Source organism: Isoptericola aurantiacus (assembly GCF_044769875.1).
GTDB lineage: Bacteria > Actinomycetota > Actinomycetes > Actinomycetales > Cellulomonadaceae > Isoptericola > Isoptericola aurantiacus.
In genome coordinates this window covers 71,218-85,541 of record NZ_JBJBAE010000001.1, presented here as the reverse complement: position 1 = coordinate 85,541, position 14,324 = coordinate 71,218, and the positions used below count along the sequence as shown (strand labels likewise).

Sequence of the window (14,324 nt, the reverse complement as noted above, 5' to 3'; positions counted from 1 at the left end):
ATCCTGGGTGGCGTGAGCACCGAGCAGAACTCCCCGACCGCCACCACCGAGCAGGCGGCCACCGCCATCCGCAAGGCCCGCGGCGCGCTGACCCGGTACCGGGTGCTCGCGATCGTCACCGGTGTGATGCTGCTGATCCTGTGCGTCGAGCTGTTCTTCAAGTACGTCGTCCCGGTGCAGGCGGTCATCGACTACGCGTTCTGGGTGCCCTTCGCGCACGGGTGGATCTACGTCGTCTACCTCGTCACCGTGCTGGACCTGTGGGCCAAGATGCGCTGGGGCTTCGGGCGGCTGGCCACGATGGTGTTCGCCGGCGTCGTCCCGGTCATGTCCTTCGTCCTCGAGAAGCGTGTGCACGCCGACGCCGACGCCAAGCTCGCGGCGCTCGCGCTGAAGTACGGGGCGTGACGGTGCGCGGCGGCGTGATGGGCGCTCCGGCAGCGGCGGGGACCGGGGCGGGCGAGGTGCTCGCACCGCTCGTCGCGCCGGACCGTGAGCTGTCCGACGCCGAGGTGGCCCGGTACGCCCGCCACCTGGCCCTGCCAGGACTGGGTCCGGACGGTCAGCGCCGCCTCGCCGCCGCGCGGGTGCTCGTGGTCGGAGCGGGCGGCCTGGGCAGCCCCGCGCTGCTGTACCTGGCGGCTGCCGGGGTGGGCACGCTCGGCATCGTCGACGACGACGTCGTGGACGTCACCAACCTGCAGCGCCAGGTGGCCCACGGGCAGGCCGACCTCGGGCGGCCCAAGGTGGCCTCGGCGCGTGCCACGGTCGCGGAGGTCAACCCGCACGTCGAGGTGGTCGAGCACCCGGTGCGCCTCACCCCGGACACCGTCCTGGAGGTGCTGGGCGGCTACGACGTCGTGCTGGACGGCGCCGACAACTTCCCCACGCGCTACCTGGTCTCCGACGCCGCGGAGGTGCTCGGGCTGCCGGTGGTGTGGGGCTCGATCGACCGGTTCGACGGGCAGGTCAGCGTGTTCTGGGGCGCCCCGCGGTGCACGGTGCCCGACGACGGCACCGGCCGCGCCGCGGGGACCGTGACGCGCCGCGGGGTCACCTACCGCGACGTCTTCCCCGTGCCGCCGCCGCCCGGCGTGGTGCCCGACTGCGCCACCGGGGGCGTGCTCGGCGCGATGTGCGGGACGGTCGGGTCGGTGATGGCGACCGAGGCGGTCAAGCTGATCACCGGCGTCGGGCAGTCCCTGCTCGGCCGGCTCGCCGTGTACGACGCGCTCGCACCCGACTGGCGCGAGCTCACCGTGCGGCCGGACCCGACCCGCGAGCCCGTCATCGCGCTGCTGCCGGGCGACGACGCCTACGCCGCGTTCTGCGGTCTGGCTCCCGCGACGTCCGCTCCCGCGACGTCCGTCCAGGACGCCGGGCGCGCCGACCCGGAGGTCTCGCCCGCGCGGGCCCGCGAGCTGCTGACGGGTGAGCGTCCTGCGGCGCTGGTGGACGTGCGCGAGGAGTGGGAGTCCCGCCTGGCCCCCGTGGAGGGTGCCCGGCTGGCGCCGAGCGGGACGTTCCTCGGCACGACGCCGGAGGGCCCGGACGCCGCCGCTCGAGCCGCGCTGAACGGGCTGCCCACCGACCGGCCGGTGCTGCTCGTGTGCGCCGCCGGTCCCCGGTCGCTGCGGGTGGCGCAGGTGGCACGCGCCGCCGGGATCGACGCGCGGTCCGTCGTCGGCGGGGCGCGCGCGCTGCGGGAGGCCTGAGGGGCTCGGCCGCCCCGGACTCCCGCGGTGCGCGGCGTGACCGGCTACAGCGAGAGGTCGAGCCGCCCCTCGTCCGGAGAGCTCGCGAGCGCCCCCTCGCGCCGCGGGATCCGCCCGGCACCGGCCGCGAGCCGGCCCGACTCGACGGCGAGGCGCATCGCCGTCGCCATCCGTACCGGGTCCTCGGCCCGGGTGACGGCCGTGGCCAGCAGGACGCCGTCGCACCCGAGCTCCATCGCCTCCGCGGCGTCGGAGGCGGTGCCGATCCCGGCGTCGAGGATCACGGGCACGCGGGCCTCGGCGCTGATGGCCGCGATGTTGCGCGGGTTGAGGATGCCCAGCCCGGAGCCGATGGGGGCGCCGAGGGGCATGACCGCGGCGCAGCCGACGTCCTGGAGCCGGCGCGCCAGGATCGGGTCGTCGTTGGTGTAGGGCAGCACCACGAACCCGTCGCGCACGAGCTCGTCGGCGGCCTCGACGAGTCCGACCGGGTCCGGCAGCAGCGTGACGTCGTCGGCGATCACCTCGAGCTTGACCCAGTGCGTGCCGCACGCCTCGCGGGCGAGCTGCGCGGTCAGCACCGCCTCGCGCACCGAGAAGCAGCCCGCGGTGTTGGGCAGGGCACGGATGCCGAGCCGTTCCAGCAGGCCCCAGATCCCGGCGTCGTGGGCGGCCTCCCCGCCGGCCCGCGGTGCGACGCGACGCATCGCGACGGTCGTCAGGGCGGTGCCGGAGGCGACGAGCGCGTCGGACAGCGTGAGCAGGTGGTGGGCGCCGCCGGTGCCCATGACCAGCCGGGAGCCGATCTCGGTCCCGGCCACGACGAGCGGGTCGGCGGCCCCTGCGGTGCGGGCCTCGGGGGTGGTCGCGGTGGGCATGGTCCTCCTCAGCCGCCCTGGACGGCCGTGACGATCTCGACGCGGTCCCCGGCGCGGACCACGGTGGCGTCCCACGCGCCACGGGGGACCACGGCGTCGTCGACGGCGGCGGCCACGCCGCGCGGGACGCCGTCGGCCACGTGGCCGGGCAGGAGCGCCACGACGAGTTCGGTCAGCGCCACGGCGCCCGTGGCCCCCAGGTCGTACGGCTCGCCGTTGACGTGTGCGGTGGTCGGCGGCGGGGCGGGCAGGTCGGTGGTGGTCATCCGGGTGCTCCGTCCGGGGTGCGCGGGTCGTGGGCGGACGGGCTGAACCGTCGCGGGTCGGTGGCTCGCAGGGCGGCGAGGGTGGCGCCCGGGTCGGTCCCGGCGTCGTCGACGCCGAACCACGAGCCCGTCACGCCGGCGACGACGACGTCGGCGGTCAGCGGCGCCAGGAGGATGCCGTTGCGGTGGTGGCCGGTGGCCAGGTGGAGGCCCGGGACGTGCGTCGGGCCCAGCAGCGGCAGGTTGTCGGGCGTGGCGGGGCGTGCCCGGGGAGTCACCTCGACGAGCGCGGCCTCGTCGACGGCGGGGATCAGCACCCGGGCGTCGCGCAGCAGGGCGTACACCCCGCCCGCGCTGGCGCGGCGGTCGTCCGGGTTCTCCTCGGTCGTCGCCCCGATCACGAGCTCGCAGTGCCCGGCCCACGGTCCGTCGGTCGCGGGGGCGCGGGGCACGACGTACACCGGGCGCCCCTGCACCAGGCCCCGCAGGACGTACCCGGGGGTGAGCGACGGGTCGGCCTGCAGCCGCAGGGTCTGACCCTTGACCGGCCGGACGGGGACCGTGACGCCGGGCACCCCGGCGAGCAGCGGGGCCGAGGCCCAGCCGGCCGCGACGACGGTGGCGCCCGCCCGGTGCCGGTGCTCGGCGTCGTCCACGGCGCCGACGACCCGACCGTCGCGCTGCTCGAGGTGCACGGCCGTGCGGGGCACGACGACGCCGTCGGGGTGACCCGCGACGGCGCGCAGCAGGGCGCCGTGCGCGGCACGCGGGTCGACGGCGTGGTCGCCGGCGACCCAGGCGGCCGCGGCCAGCCGGGGGCCGAGCAACGGTTCACGCCGTCGCGCGTCGGCGACGGCCACCTCCGTGGAGTCCACCTGGTGGGTGACGTGCAGCGCGAGCACGCGCCGCAGCAGCGCGGCGTCGGTCTCGTCGTAGGCGAGGGTCAGCGTCCCGGACTCGCGCAGGCCGACGCCGGTGCCGGTGGCCGCCTCGAGGTCGGCGGCGAAGGTGAGCCAGCGCTCGGCGCCGGCGAGGTGCAGGCGCAGCGCGGCGTGCTCGGTGAACTCCGCCTCGGTGGCGGGCGCGAGCATCCCGGCGGCGGCGTGCGTGGAGCCGTCCCCCGGGTCGGGGTCGAGCACGGTCACGGTCAGGCCGGCCTCGAGGGCGCGCCAGGCCACCGCGAGGCCGATGATGCCGGCGCCCACGACGACGAGGTCGCGGACGCCCTCGGGCGGGGTGGTGGCACTGTCCACCGGTGCTCCCTTCGCTGGCATGATCCAGATCAGGTGGGACGGTCGGCGCGCGGCGCCCTCTCAGCCCCCCTGCGAGGCTCCCGTGCTCCGGACAGCCTACTCGGATCGTGGCCGTCCCTAGACTCTCCCGTGATGAACCCCGCCGCAGCACGTGCCCGTCTGGCCGACGCCCGTCTCTACCTGTGCACCGACGCCCGGCAGGACCGCGGTGACCTCGAGTCCTTCCTGCACGCAGCGCTGGCGGGTGGCGTCGACGTGGTCCAGCTCCGCGACAAGACCCTCGACGTGGCCCGCGAGCTGGAGCTGCAGCGGCTCGTGGCGCGGGTCGCCGCCGAGCACGGGGCGCTGTGGGCGGTCAACGACCGCGCGGACGTCGCCTCCCTGACCGGCGCCCCCGCGGTCCACATGGGCCAGGGCGACCTCCCGGTGCCCGCCGTCCGGTCGCTGCTCGGACCTGGTCCTGCGCTCGGCCGGTCCACGCACACGGCGGCGCAGGCGGCCGCCGCGGAGGCGGACGACGACGTCGACTACTTCTGCGTCGGACCGCTGTGGGCGACGCCCACCAAGCCGGGCCGCGCCGCCGTCGGGCTCGACCTGCTGCGCGAGGTCGCGGGGACCGCACCGACCACCCCGTGGTTCGCGATCGGGGGGATCGACGCCGAGCGGCTCGACGCGGTGCTGGCGGCGGGTGCGCGGCGCGTCGTCGTCGTGCGCGCGATCACGGAGGCCGCTGATCCGCAGCGCGCGGCGCGGGAGCTGCGCGAGCGGCTCGACGGCTGACCGCACGAGCGGCGGGCGCCGAGGGACCGAGGGTGACCGAGCCGACGTCCTGAGCGCCGGACGTGCGCCCGGACCGCGCCGGCAGGCCTCTATCCTGGTGCGGTGACGACCCCCGCCACCGCCCCCGAGACCTCCGAAGCCGCCGCGACCCCGCGCCCTGTGCTCGTCGTGGACTTCGGCGCCCAGTACGCCCAGCTCATCGCGCGTCGTGTGCGCGAGGCCAACGTCTACTCCGAGATCGTCCCGCACACGTGGACGCCGGAGCAGATGCTCGCCCGCGACCCGGCCGCCATCATCCTGTCCGGGGGGCCGTCGTCGGTGTACGCGACCGGCGCGCCCTTCGTGGACCCGGCCCTGTTCGACGCCGGTGTCCCGGTGCTGGGCATCTGCTACGGGTTCCAGGCGATGGCGCAGGCGCTGGGCGGCACGGTCGCCCAGACCGGTGCGCGCGAGTACGGCGGTACCGAGGTCGAGGTCTGCTCCGCCGGCGTGCTGCTCGCCGACACGCCCGTCACCCAGACCACGTGGATGAGCCACGGCGACTCCGTGCACGCCGCGCCCGAGGGCTTCGAGGTGCTGGCGACGTCGTCCGGGTCCCCGGTCGCGGCGTTCGAGGACACGGGGCGCCGGCTGTACGGGGTGCAGTGGCACCCCGAGGTCAAGCACTCGGCGCACGGCCAGACGATCCTCGAGCACTTCCTCTACGAGGGCGCCGGGCTGGCGCCCGACTGGACGCCGGGCAACGTCATCGCCGACCAGGTCGCCGCCATCCGCGCCCAGGTGGGCGACGCCCGGGTGATCTGCGGGCTGTCCGGCGGCGTCGACTCCTCGGTGGCGGCCGCGCTGGTGCAGCAGGCCGTCGGGGACCAGCTCACGTGCGTGTTCGTGGACCACGGGCTGCTCCGCGAGGGCGAGGTGGAGCAGGTCGAGCGCGACTTCGTCGCCGCCACCGGCGTCCACCTCGTGGTGCGGGACGAGCGTCAGCGGTTCCTCGACGCGCTCGAGGGGCACAGCGACCCCGAGACCAAGCGCAAGATCATCGGCCGTGAGTTCATCCGGGTGTTCGAGGACGCCGCGCGCGACGTCGTCGCGGACGCGGGCGAGCACGGCGAGCAGGTGAAGTTCCTCGTCCAGGGCACCTTGTACCCCGACGTCGTGGAGTCCGGCGGCGGCGAGGGCGCGGCCAACATCAAGTCCCACCACAACGTCGGCGGGCTGCCCGACGACCTGCAGTTCGAGCTCGTCGAGCCGCTGCGCACCCTGTTCAAGGACGAGGTGCGGGCCGTGGGCCGCGAGCTGGGGGTGCCCGAGCCGATCGTGGCCCGGCAGCCGTTCCCGGGCCCGGGTCTGGGCATCCGCATCATCGGCGAGGTCACGGGCGAGCGGCTGGAGATCCTGCGCCGCGCCGACGCCATCGCTCGTGCGGAGCTGACCAGGGCCGGCCTGGACGGCGAGATCTGGCAGTGCCCGGTCGTGCTCCTGGCGGACGTGCGCTCGGTGGGGGTCCAGGGTGACGGCCGCACCTACGGCCACCCGATCGTGCTGCGCCCCGTCTCCAGCGAGGACGCCATGACGGCGGACTGGACCCGCATGCCCTACGACGTCCTGTCGGTGATCTCCACCCGCATCACGAACGAGGTGAGCGAGGTCAACCGGGTGGTGCTCGACGTGACGAGCAAGCCCCCGGGGACCATCGAGTGGGAGTGACGCCCACGCCCTGAGGGGCGAAGTGCGGGCGCCACCTGCGGTTTCGCCGCGACGACTCTTCCGGATTCGGCTACGTTGAGCGTGAGGACCGTCACACCGACAGCGTGACCGAGGAGAGGCGCAGCCATGTCGAGCACAGTCACCGTCCGACCCGCCAAGGGAGTTCGCGGGATCGGGATGTTTTCCATCATCGCCGGCATCGTCCTCGTGGTGGCCGGCATCGTCGTCTGGGTCGTGGTGTCCCAGACGCTCGCGGACGAGAAGATCGTCGTCTCGGACGACGCGAACATGTTCGCCGGCCAGGAGGTCGCCGGGCCGTTCACGGCGTACGCCCAGGCCGAGGTCATCGACAAGCACGCGCTCGAGATGGCCGACGGCATGACCTACGCCGAGCTCGACCAGGAGGACCCGACCCGCGAGACCGTCATGGACGCCTCGTTCCTGCGGGCGTCGCTGTTCACCTCGGTGGTCGCCTTCGGGGTGTGCGCCCTGGTGATCGGGCTCGGGCTGATGTTCATCCTCATCGGCGCCGCCCTGAGACGGCTGGCAGGAGGCCCTTCGGTCGCGGTCGACACCCCGGCCTACTCCTCGGGCGGGGACCTGTCCCGCACCCCGGGCGAGCCCGCCCCGACGACCAACCCGGGGCCCGAGCGACGTCCGGTGACCGGGGCCCACGCGGCCGAACCCCACGCGACCCCGGCCGCCGGGACCGGCTCGGGGACCGCCGTCGACCCGACGCCGTCGACCCGCCTGGACGAGGACACGAACCCCGGGCCGGCCGCCGGCCCGACGACGCCGACGCGACCTGTCGACGACACCAACCCCGGCCCGGAGCCCCGCCACACCGACGAGCCGGGCGGCACGACGCGCGCCTGACGTCCCCGCCTGCGCGGACGGGACCGGCACCGCCCGGCAGCGACCCCTGAGGGGTGGCTGCCGGGCGGTGCCGGTTCTCGGTGCGGTCAGGAGCGCCGGCGGCGCGCGGCCCCGACCAGGGAGCCCACCAGGAGCAGGGCACCGGCCACCGTGAGCAGCAGGATGGCCGCCAGCTCGGTGTCGATGGTGGCCCCCGCGGTGCGGGCCAGCAGCCCGGAACCCACGACCAGGACGATCAGCCCCCACACGATCGTGCTGGTGCGGGGCCCCGTGCGTACCAGGGGCGCGGACCGGACCGGCGCACCCTCGGGGGCCGCACCCTCGGGGGCCGCGCCGGGGATCTCGGGGCCGGGGCCCGGCCCGGGTGTCGACGCCGTCGCCGACGCGGGCGTGGCGGCCGAGGAGGCGCCGACCAGCGGCTGCGTCGGCGGCACGGCGTCGGTGTCGGTCTCACCAGGGGTCCCGGCCGACGCGGTGGTCGGTGACCCTCCGGCCTCCGGCTCGTCCCAGGGGCGGTGCTGATCGGTGCTCATCGGTCCTCCTCGATCACGAACTGTCCGGCGCGGGTGTCGACGTCGAGCAGCAGGACGGCGCCGCCGTCCTCGTCGACCTCGTCGGTGCGGTAGGTGGCGGGGCCCCCGCTGAAGCCGTCCACGCGGCGGTACTCGCCGCCGACGTCCCAGGTGAAGGTCCCGGCGCTGACGTCGACGTCGGCCTGCACGGCCGTGTCCGCCGGGACGGTGACGACGGTGCTCCCCGCCGTCATGTCGATCGGGACGACCACGGGGTCACCCGGGCTGACGTCGGTCAGGTCGAGCTCGGTGAGGTCCACCCGGGCCTCGCCGAACTGGACCCGGACACCGGCCTCGGCGGAGGCGGTGGACCGCGGGGTCACCTGCCCCGAGCTCAGGACGGTGCCGGACATCGTGGTGACCTGGGCGCCGTCGTCCCAGGCCCAGTCGTCGAACGGCCAGTCGCTCTGCCGGTCGGCGAACGGCCAGGTGATGGCCGTGCCGACGAGGGCCAGGACGGCCAGCGCCGTGAGCCATCCCCCGCGCAGCCCTCGCAGGCCGGTGACGATGATCGCGGCGCCGAGCACGGCGACGGTGAGGCCCAGCCAGAGCGGCCACAGCGGCCAGGTGATGCCGAGCGCGACGTCGGCGGCCAGCAGGCCCGCGCCGATCAGGAGCGTCAGGCCGAGCACGGCGCCGACCGTCCCGCCGCCTGCGGTGCGCCGGGGTGGCGGCGGCGGAGGGGGGACCGGGGGACCGGCAGGCGCCGAGGGTGCGCCGTGCCCCGACGGCGCGGTCGGCGCTGCCGGCGACGTGGCGGACGGCAGGGGGGCCGTCGCACCGGCCGGCGACGGCGCGGCATACGGTCCGGCGGCCGGTGCGGCGTAGTGCACGCGCGGCGCGGGGGTGAACCCCCCGGCCGCCGACGTCGTCGTGCTCGACGGCGCCGCGTCCGGCCGGTGTTCGGGCGCGCCGGCGTAGGGCGCGCCGGCGTCGGGACCGGGCCGTCCCCGGCGGGACCGGACCAGCTTGACGATCAGCCACACCACGGCGACCCAGAAGGCGATCCACAGCAGGGTCGCCACCCACTCGGCGGGGCCGCCCCACCAGGGCCAGAACCCGCCACCCGCGCCGATGCCCAGGACGATCGCCAGGCCCGCGCCGAGGATCGCGACGTCGAAGCTGCCGCGGATCGCCTCCTGCAGGTGGATGCGTCCGTCCGAGCGTTCGGGCAGCAGCGCCCAGGCGACGCCGTACAGCACGAGCCCGGCGCCGGTGACGAAGAAGCTGAGGATGAGCAGCCCGCGCACCAGCAGCGGGTCGAGCCGGAACCGTTCGGCCACACCGGCGGCGACGCCGCCGACCCAGCGGTCCTCGGAGCGGGCCACGCCCGCGCGGCGCACGGAGTCGAAAAAGCCGTCACCGGCCGGTCGGCGCGGTGGTGCCTGCCCGGCGTCGCCGGCGGCGGGGGCGCCCGAGCTCGCGGCGCCGTCCCCGGCGGCGTCCGGCCCGTCGGGCGGGGGAGTGTCGTTCGTGGTCATGGCTCCATCCTGGCCGCGCAGCGGCGCCGCGGACATGGGGTGTCGCCCTGAACGGACCCTGATTCACCGGCACGGGGCCCCGGATCCGGGGCGCGGCGCTCCCCTGACGTGCCACGATCGGGGGGTGAGCACGATCGAGACCGCGCGCCTGCCGTTGCGCCGCCCCCGGCAGGGGCGGTGGCTCGGCGGGGTGTGCGCGGGGGTGGCTGCGCACCTGGCGGTCCCGGTATGGGTCGTGCGCGTCGCCCTCGTCGTCCTGGCGCTGCTCGGCGGGATGGGCCTGGCGCTGTACGTCTTCTGGTGGGTCACGGTCCCCGCCGGCGACCCGCGCGACGTCGCCGCCGCGGCGCGGCCGCCAACCGTCGCGCGGCTCGCGCCCCGGCTGCGGCGCAGCGGCCCGGTCCGGAGCCTGTCCCGTCGCGACGTCGGCATCGGTCTGGCGCTGCTCGTGGGTGCCGCGCTGCTGCTCGCCGTCCGCGCCGGATGGGACCTGCCCTCGACGTGGCTGCCGATCCTCATCGTCGCCGGCGGGGCCGCGTTGGCCTGGAGCCAGCTCGACGCCGTGCAGCGCGCCCGCACGGCGGACGCCCCGACGCCGCGCTCCGGCCTGCTGCTGCGGCTGGCCGGCGGGCTGGTGCTCGTCACCGCGGGGGTCCTGCTGCTGTTCGTGCAGGGCACCCCGCCCGGGGAGCTGCTGACCGTCATCCTCGCCTCCCTGGCGGTGCTGGTCGGGGTGGCCCTGGTGCTGGCGCCCTGGTGGTTGCGGCTCGTGCGGGAGCTGGGCGACGAGCGGGCCGCGCGGGCCCGGGAGGCCGAGCGTGCCGACATCGCCGCACACCTGCACGACTCGGTGCTGCAGACCCTCTCCCTGATCCGGGCGCGCGCCGGAGACGCCGAGGAGGTCGCGCGGATGGCGCGCGCCCAGGAGCGCGAGCTGCGCGAGTGGTTGTACGACGACCGCCCGGCCGCGGGCACGTCGCTGGCCGCCGAGCTGCGCGTGCTGGTCGGCGAGGTCGAGGACGGCCGGGCCGTGGAGATCGAGCACGTCGTCGTGGGCGACTGCCCGCCCACGGAGGCGACCACCGCGCTGCTGCAGGCCACCCGCGAGGCGCTCGTCAACGCCGTCGTGCACGGCGAGCCGCCCGTGACCGTGTACCTCGAGGTCGCCGAGGCCGCGGTGGACGTGTTCGTGCGCGACCGCGGCGACGGCTTCGACCTGGACGACATCGCCCCGGACCGGTTCGGGGTGCGGGAGTCCATCCTCGGCCGGGTGCGCCGGCGTGGCGGCACCGCCGAGGTGACCAGCCGCCCGGGCTGGGGCACCGAGGTCCGGTTGCACCTGCCGCGGACCGCCACCACCCCGGCGTCGGCGGGCTCGCCGTCGTCCGCCCCCGAGACCGAAGGAGCCTCCTCGTGACCGAGAGCCCCCGGACCGACGGCCCTGTGCCGGTGGTCCTCGTCGACGACCACCACATGTTCCGCACCGGGGTGCGGGCCAGCCTGGACGCGCGGGTGCGCGTCGTGGGCGAGGCCGCGGACGTCGAGGAGGCCGTCGCCGTCGTGCGCGCCGAGCAGCCGCCGGTGGTGCTGCTGGACGTCCACCTGCCCGGTGGCAACGGGGGCGGGGGCGCCGAGGTGGTCCGCCGTTGCGCCGACCTGCTCGCCGGCACGCGGTTCCTCGCGCTGTCCGTCTCCGACGCCGCCGAGGACGTCGTGGCGGTCATCCGCGCCGGGGCGCGCGGGTACGTCACGAAGAACATCTCGGCGTCCGACCTCTCGGGGGCCGTGGTGCGCGTGGCCGGCGGCGACGCGGTGTTCTCGCCGCGCCTGGCCGGGTTCGTGCTCGACGCGTTCGGCACCGCGGCCGGAGACGTGGCCGTGGCCGACGACGAGCTCGACCGGCTCTCGAAGCGCGAGCAGGAGGTCATGCGGCTCATCGCCCGGGGCTACACCTACCGCGAGGTCGCCTCGGAGCTGTTCATCTCCGTCAAGACCGTCGAGACCCACGTCTCCGCGGTGCTGCGCAAGCTGCAGCTCTCCAACCGCAACGAGCTCACGCGGTGGGCGGCGGCGCGGCGGCTGCTCTGAGGCGGTGGCCGGAGCTCACCAGGCGGTGCGCAGGCCGGGCAGCGTACCGAAGGCGGGGTCCGCGGTGACCAGGGTGACGTTCTCGACCACGGCCTGGGCCGCCAGGAGGCGGTCGAACGGGTCGCGGTGCTCCCACGCCATCGAACCGGCGTTGAGGGCGTGCGCCGTGGTGAGGTCGAGGGTCTCGGCGTCGAGGTCGTCCACGCGGCGGTCCCATGCGCCGACCAGGCCGGCCGCCTCGGGGAACTTCCCGAGACGGACCTTGGTGGCGACCTCCATGGCCGAAACCGACGAGACCAGGAGTCGGTTCGCGGTGGAGGCGAGCTCTGGTCGGAGAGATTCCGACAGGCGCTCCGGCGAGCCGAGCAGCCAGACGAAGGCGTGGGTGTCCAGCAGATAGGTCACTCCCACGCAGCCAGCTCCCCGTCGTCGAGCGGCGTGAAGAAGAAGTCGTCAGGCAGCGAGATCGGCACGGTACCGAAACGGCGTTCCGCGACCGGCTCCACCGCGGTCAGCCGCACCGCGGGCTTGCCGGCGCGCGCGACCACGATGTCTTCGCCGTGCTGCGCACGCGCGATCAACCGGGACAGATGGGTCTTCGCCTCCTGGACGTTCACGAGGGTCATGGTTCCATCGTGCGCGCGTCATGTGGTCTGGTCAAGGTGACCAGACCAACTTCCTCGGATCTCACCGCGCGGCGCGGTACCGGTCCACGACGATGTCGACCAGCTCGGCCGGCGCCTCGCCGTCGGGCAGGAGCAGGGGAGCGGTGGTGACGTCCCCGCCGACGCCCTCGGCCAACGTCTGGAAGTAACCGGGCGCGATGAGGTAGCTCGCGGTGACGACGCGGGCACCCGGGTTCTCGAACCGCACGGAGGCCACGACGTCGCCCAGCCTGGGGGTGGCGTTGGCGATGTAGCCGACGCGGACGGGGTGCCCGGTGCGCTCGGCCAGCAGGGCGCCCGTGCGCTCGCAGTCGGCCACCGCGCGAGCGTCCGAGGATCCGGCGGCGGCGAGCACGATCACGTCCCCGTCCGCGAGGCCGGCGTCCTTCAGCCGCCGCTGGAGCAGGTCGACGAGCCGGGTGTCCGGGCCGAGCGCCCCGCCGAGCCGCACGCCGATGCCGTCGGCGTGGGCCGCCTCGACGTCCTCGCGCAGGTCGACGTGGACGTGGAAGCCCGCCGAGAGCAGCAGCGGCACCAGCACGGTCGAGGTCTCGCGCAGCGCGGCCAGGCAGGTCGGGACGTCGGGCTGCTGGACGTCCACGAACCCGCCGCGGACCGGCGCCTCGTCGGCCAGGCGGGCCGCGACGGCGTCGACCAGGCCGGCGACGGCGGCCGCCCCCGTCGCCGACGACGTGCCGTGGGAGATGGCCAGCAGGGTCGGAGCGGTCATGCCCGTCACGCTACGCGCCGGATCGTTCCCGGGCGTGACGCCGAGGTGACGGCCTGTCACGGTCTGCTCACGGCGCCGTCGTCGTCGCTGTGAGGAGGGGGCCAGTCGGGGCTGAGCCGCACGACGTCACCCACCACCGTGACGGCCGGAGGCCGCACGCCGGCGGCGGCGGCCCGCGCGGCGATGTCCGCGAGGGTGCCGAGGGTCGCACGCTGGCGCGGTCCGAACCCGTCCTCGACCACGGCGACGGGGGTGTCCGCGGGCCGGCCGGCCCCGACCAGCGCCGCGGCGGTGGTGGCGAGCCGCGTGACGCCCATGAGCAGCACCACCGTGTGGTCCGGGCCGCCGGGGACGTCCCGGACCGCCTCGTGCGCGGTGAGCACGCTGAAGCCGGCCGCCACGCCACGGTGCGTCACCGGGATGCCCACGGCCGCCGGCACGGAGACGGCGGACGTCACGCCCGGCACGACCTCGACCTCGACGCCCGCGGCGCGGCACGCGGCCAGCTCCTCGCCGCCACGCCCGAACAAGTACGGGTCGCCGCCCTTGAGCCGCACCACGTCGCGGCCCGCGCGGGCGTGCTCCACGAGCAGCTCGTTGATGCGGTCCTGCGGCACGGGATGGTTGCCGGCGGTCTTGCCGACGTCGACCACCTCGACGTCGTCCGCGAGGGTGTCCAGGAGGGAACGAGGCCCCAGTCGGTCGACCACGACGACGTCGGCGCTCGCCAGCAGCCGCCGTCCTCGTCCGGTGATCAGCCCCGGGTCGCCGGGGCCGCCGCCCACGAGGGCGACACGGCCCGTCCGCGACCCGCCGTCGTCAGCCGTGCGGACGCGCCGCACCGGCAGCTCCCCGGCGTCCAGGGACGCGGCGACCGCGTCGCGCAGGCGGACGGCGCGCCGCGGGTCGCGGGCCGCGTGGACGGAGAGCTGGACCTCGCCGTCCCCGGCGAGCCCGGCGGTGGCGGGCACCCAGGCCGTGGCGGCGGTGGCGTCGGCGGCGACCACGCAGAACGTGCGCGCCTCCTCCGCCGCCGTGGCGACGGCCCGGTCCACGGCCGGGTCGCCGGTCGCGGTGTGCACCAGCCAGGCGCCGTCGAGGTCGCCCGGGGCGTACCCGCGCGCCACGTGCTCCACCGCGCCGTCGGCGACCGGCCCGGCCAGGGAGTCCACGACGGCGGGAGCCACCAGGCGTACGCGCGCCCCGGCGGCGAGGAGGCCGCGGACACGCCGCGCCGCGACCGGCCCCCCGCCGACGACGACGACGAGCCGGCCGCGCACGCGCAGGCCGAGGGGATAGAGGTCGGTCACCCT

General features: G+C 75.9%; 16 protein-coding genes and 1 riboswitch. Of the genes, 7 read left to right on the top strand and 9 right to left on the bottom strand.

Annotated features, from left to right (window positions below; genetic code table 11):
* Positions 1–12 precede the first annotated feature (12 nt).
* Positions 13–408, top strand: a complete 396-nt coding sequence (locus ACIQLL_RS00320; protein WP_402461671.1) for a DUF3817 domain-containing protein — start codon at positions 13–15, stop codon at positions 406–408.
* Positions 409–425: 17 nt separating this feature from the next.
* Positions 426–1,715, top strand: coding sequence for a ThiF family adenylyltransferase (locus ACIQLL_RS00315; protein WP_402464578.1), 1,290 nt, complete (start codon positions 426–428; stop codon positions 1,713–1,715).
* A gap of 44 nt (positions 1,716–1,759) precedes the next feature.
* On the opposite strand, the gene ACIQLL_RS00310 is transcribed toward ACIQLL_RS00315, so the two are convergent.
* From ACIQLL_RS00310 to thiO, 3 genes are all read right to left on the bottom strand, one after another.
* The gene (locus tag ACIQLL_RS00310; protein WP_402461668.1) at positions 1,760–2,593 is read right to left on the bottom strand and encodes a thiazole synthase; all 834 of its coding nucleotides are present in this window, start codon (positions 2,591–2,593) and stop codon (positions 1,760–1,762) included.
* Positions 2,594–2,601: 8 nt separating this feature from the next.
* Positions 2,602–2,859, bottom strand: coding sequence for a sulfur carrier protein ThiS (gene thiS / locus ACIQLL_RS00305; RefSeq protein WP_402461665.1), 258 nt, complete (start codon positions 2,857–2,859; stop codon positions 2,602–2,604).
* Positions 2,856–4,112 carry a glycine oxidase ThiO gene (thiO, locus tag ACIQLL_RS00300; RefSeq protein WP_402461662.1) on the bottom strand — a complete coding sequence of 419 codons (1,257 nt, stop codon included), beginning with the start codon at positions 4,110–4,112 and terminating at the stop codon, positions 2,856–2,858. The genes thiS and thiO overlap by 4 nt, the downstream gene beginning before the upstream one ends.
* A riboswitch (TPP riboswitch) is annotated at positions 4,102–4,206 on the bottom strand. Its footprint overlaps the gene before it by 11 nt.
* Positions 4,207–4,244: 38 nt before the next feature.
* Here thiO and thiE point away from each other — a divergent pair.
* The 3 genes from thiE to ACIQLL_RS00285 all read left to right on the top strand — a co-directional run bounded on the left by thiE (position 4,245) and on the right by ACIQLL_RS00285 (position 7,475).
* Positions 4,245–4,892, top strand: a complete 648-nt coding sequence (gene thiE / locus ACIQLL_RS00295) for a thiamine phosphate synthase (RefSeq protein WP_402461659.1) — start codon at positions 4,245–4,247, stop codon at positions 4,890–4,892.
* 102 nt (positions 4,893–4,994) lie between these two features.
* Positions 4,995–6,599: a glutamine-hydrolyzing GMP synthase gene (guaA, locus tag ACIQLL_RS00290; protein WP_402461656.1), complete on the top strand. Its 1,605-nt coding sequence runs from the start codon at positions 4,995–4,997 to the stop codon at positions 6,597–6,599.
* 177 nt (positions 6,600–6,776) lie between these two features.
* Positions 6,777–7,475: a hypothetical protein gene (locus ACIQLL_RS00285; RefSeq protein ID WP_402461653.1), complete on the top strand. Its 699-nt coding sequence runs from the start codon at positions 6,777–6,779 to the stop codon at positions 7,473–7,475.
* 86 nt (positions 7,476–7,561) lie between these two features.
* On the opposite strand, the gene ACIQLL_RS00280 is transcribed toward ACIQLL_RS00285, so the two are convergent.
* Positions 7,562–8,008 carry a hypothetical protein gene (locus ACIQLL_RS00280; protein WP_402461650.1) on the bottom strand — a complete coding sequence of 149 codons (447 nt, stop codon included), beginning with the start codon at positions 8,006–8,008 and terminating at the stop codon, positions 7,562–7,564.
* The gene (locus tag ACIQLL_RS00275) at positions 8,005–9,528 is read right to left on the bottom strand and encodes a PspC domain-containing protein (RefSeq protein WP_402461647.1); all 1,524 of its coding nucleotides are present in this window, start codon (positions 9,526–9,528) and stop codon (positions 8,005–8,007) included. The genes ACIQLL_RS00280 and ACIQLL_RS00275 overlap by 4 nt, the downstream gene beginning before the upstream one ends.
* 124 nt (positions 9,529–9,652) lie before the next feature.
* On the opposite strand from ACIQLL_RS00275, the gene ACIQLL_RS00270 reads away from it, so the two are divergent.
* Both ACIQLL_RS00270 and ACIQLL_RS00265 read left to right on the top strand, forming a co-directional pair.
* A complete protein-coding gene (locus ACIQLL_RS00270) occupies positions 9,653–10,945 on the top strand; it encodes a PspC domain-containing protein (RefSeq protein ID WP_402461644.1) in 1,293 nt (430 codons plus the stop codon).
* A 56-nt stretch (positions 10,946–11,001) separates the two neighbouring features.
* Positions 11,002–11,616, top strand: coding sequence for a LuxR C-terminal-related transcriptional regulator (locus ACIQLL_RS00265; protein WP_402464576.1), 615 nt, complete (start codon positions 11,002–11,004; stop codon positions 11,614–11,616).
* Positions 11,617–11,631: 15 nt separating this feature from the next.
* On the opposite strand, the gene ACIQLL_RS00260 is transcribed toward ACIQLL_RS00265, so the two are convergent.
* The 4 genes from ACIQLL_RS00260 to cobA all read right to left on the bottom strand — a co-directional run bounded on the left by ACIQLL_RS00260 (position 11,632) and on the right by cobA (position 14,321).
* Positions 11,632–12,027 carry a type II toxin-antitoxin system VapC family toxin gene (locus ACIQLL_RS00260; protein WP_402461642.1) on the bottom strand — a complete coding sequence of 132 codons (396 nt, stop codon included), beginning with the start codon at positions 12,025–12,027 and terminating at the stop codon, positions 11,632–11,634.
* Positions 12,018–12,242: a type II toxin-antitoxin system Phd/YefM family antitoxin gene (locus ACIQLL_RS00255; protein ID WP_402461639.1), complete on the bottom strand. Its 225-nt coding sequence runs from the start codon at positions 12,240–12,242 to the stop codon at positions 12,018–12,020. Before ACIQLL_RS00255 ends, ACIQLL_RS00260 begins: the two co-directional genes overlap by 10 nt.
* Positions 12,243–12,303: 61 nt before the next feature.
* Positions 12,304–13,011: a sirohydrochlorin chelatase gene (locus ACIQLL_RS00250; protein WP_402461636.1), complete on the bottom strand. Its 708-nt coding sequence runs from the start codon at positions 13,009–13,011 to the stop codon at positions 12,304–12,306.
* 56 nt (positions 13,012–13,067) lie between these two features.
* Positions 13,068–14,321, bottom strand: coding sequence for a uroporphyrinogen-III C-methyltransferase (gene cobA / locus ACIQLL_RS00245; RefSeq protein WP_402461633.1), 1,254 nt, complete (start codon positions 14,319–14,321; stop codon positions 13,068–13,070).
* Between the last annotated feature and the right edge of the window lie 3 nt (positions 14,322–14,324).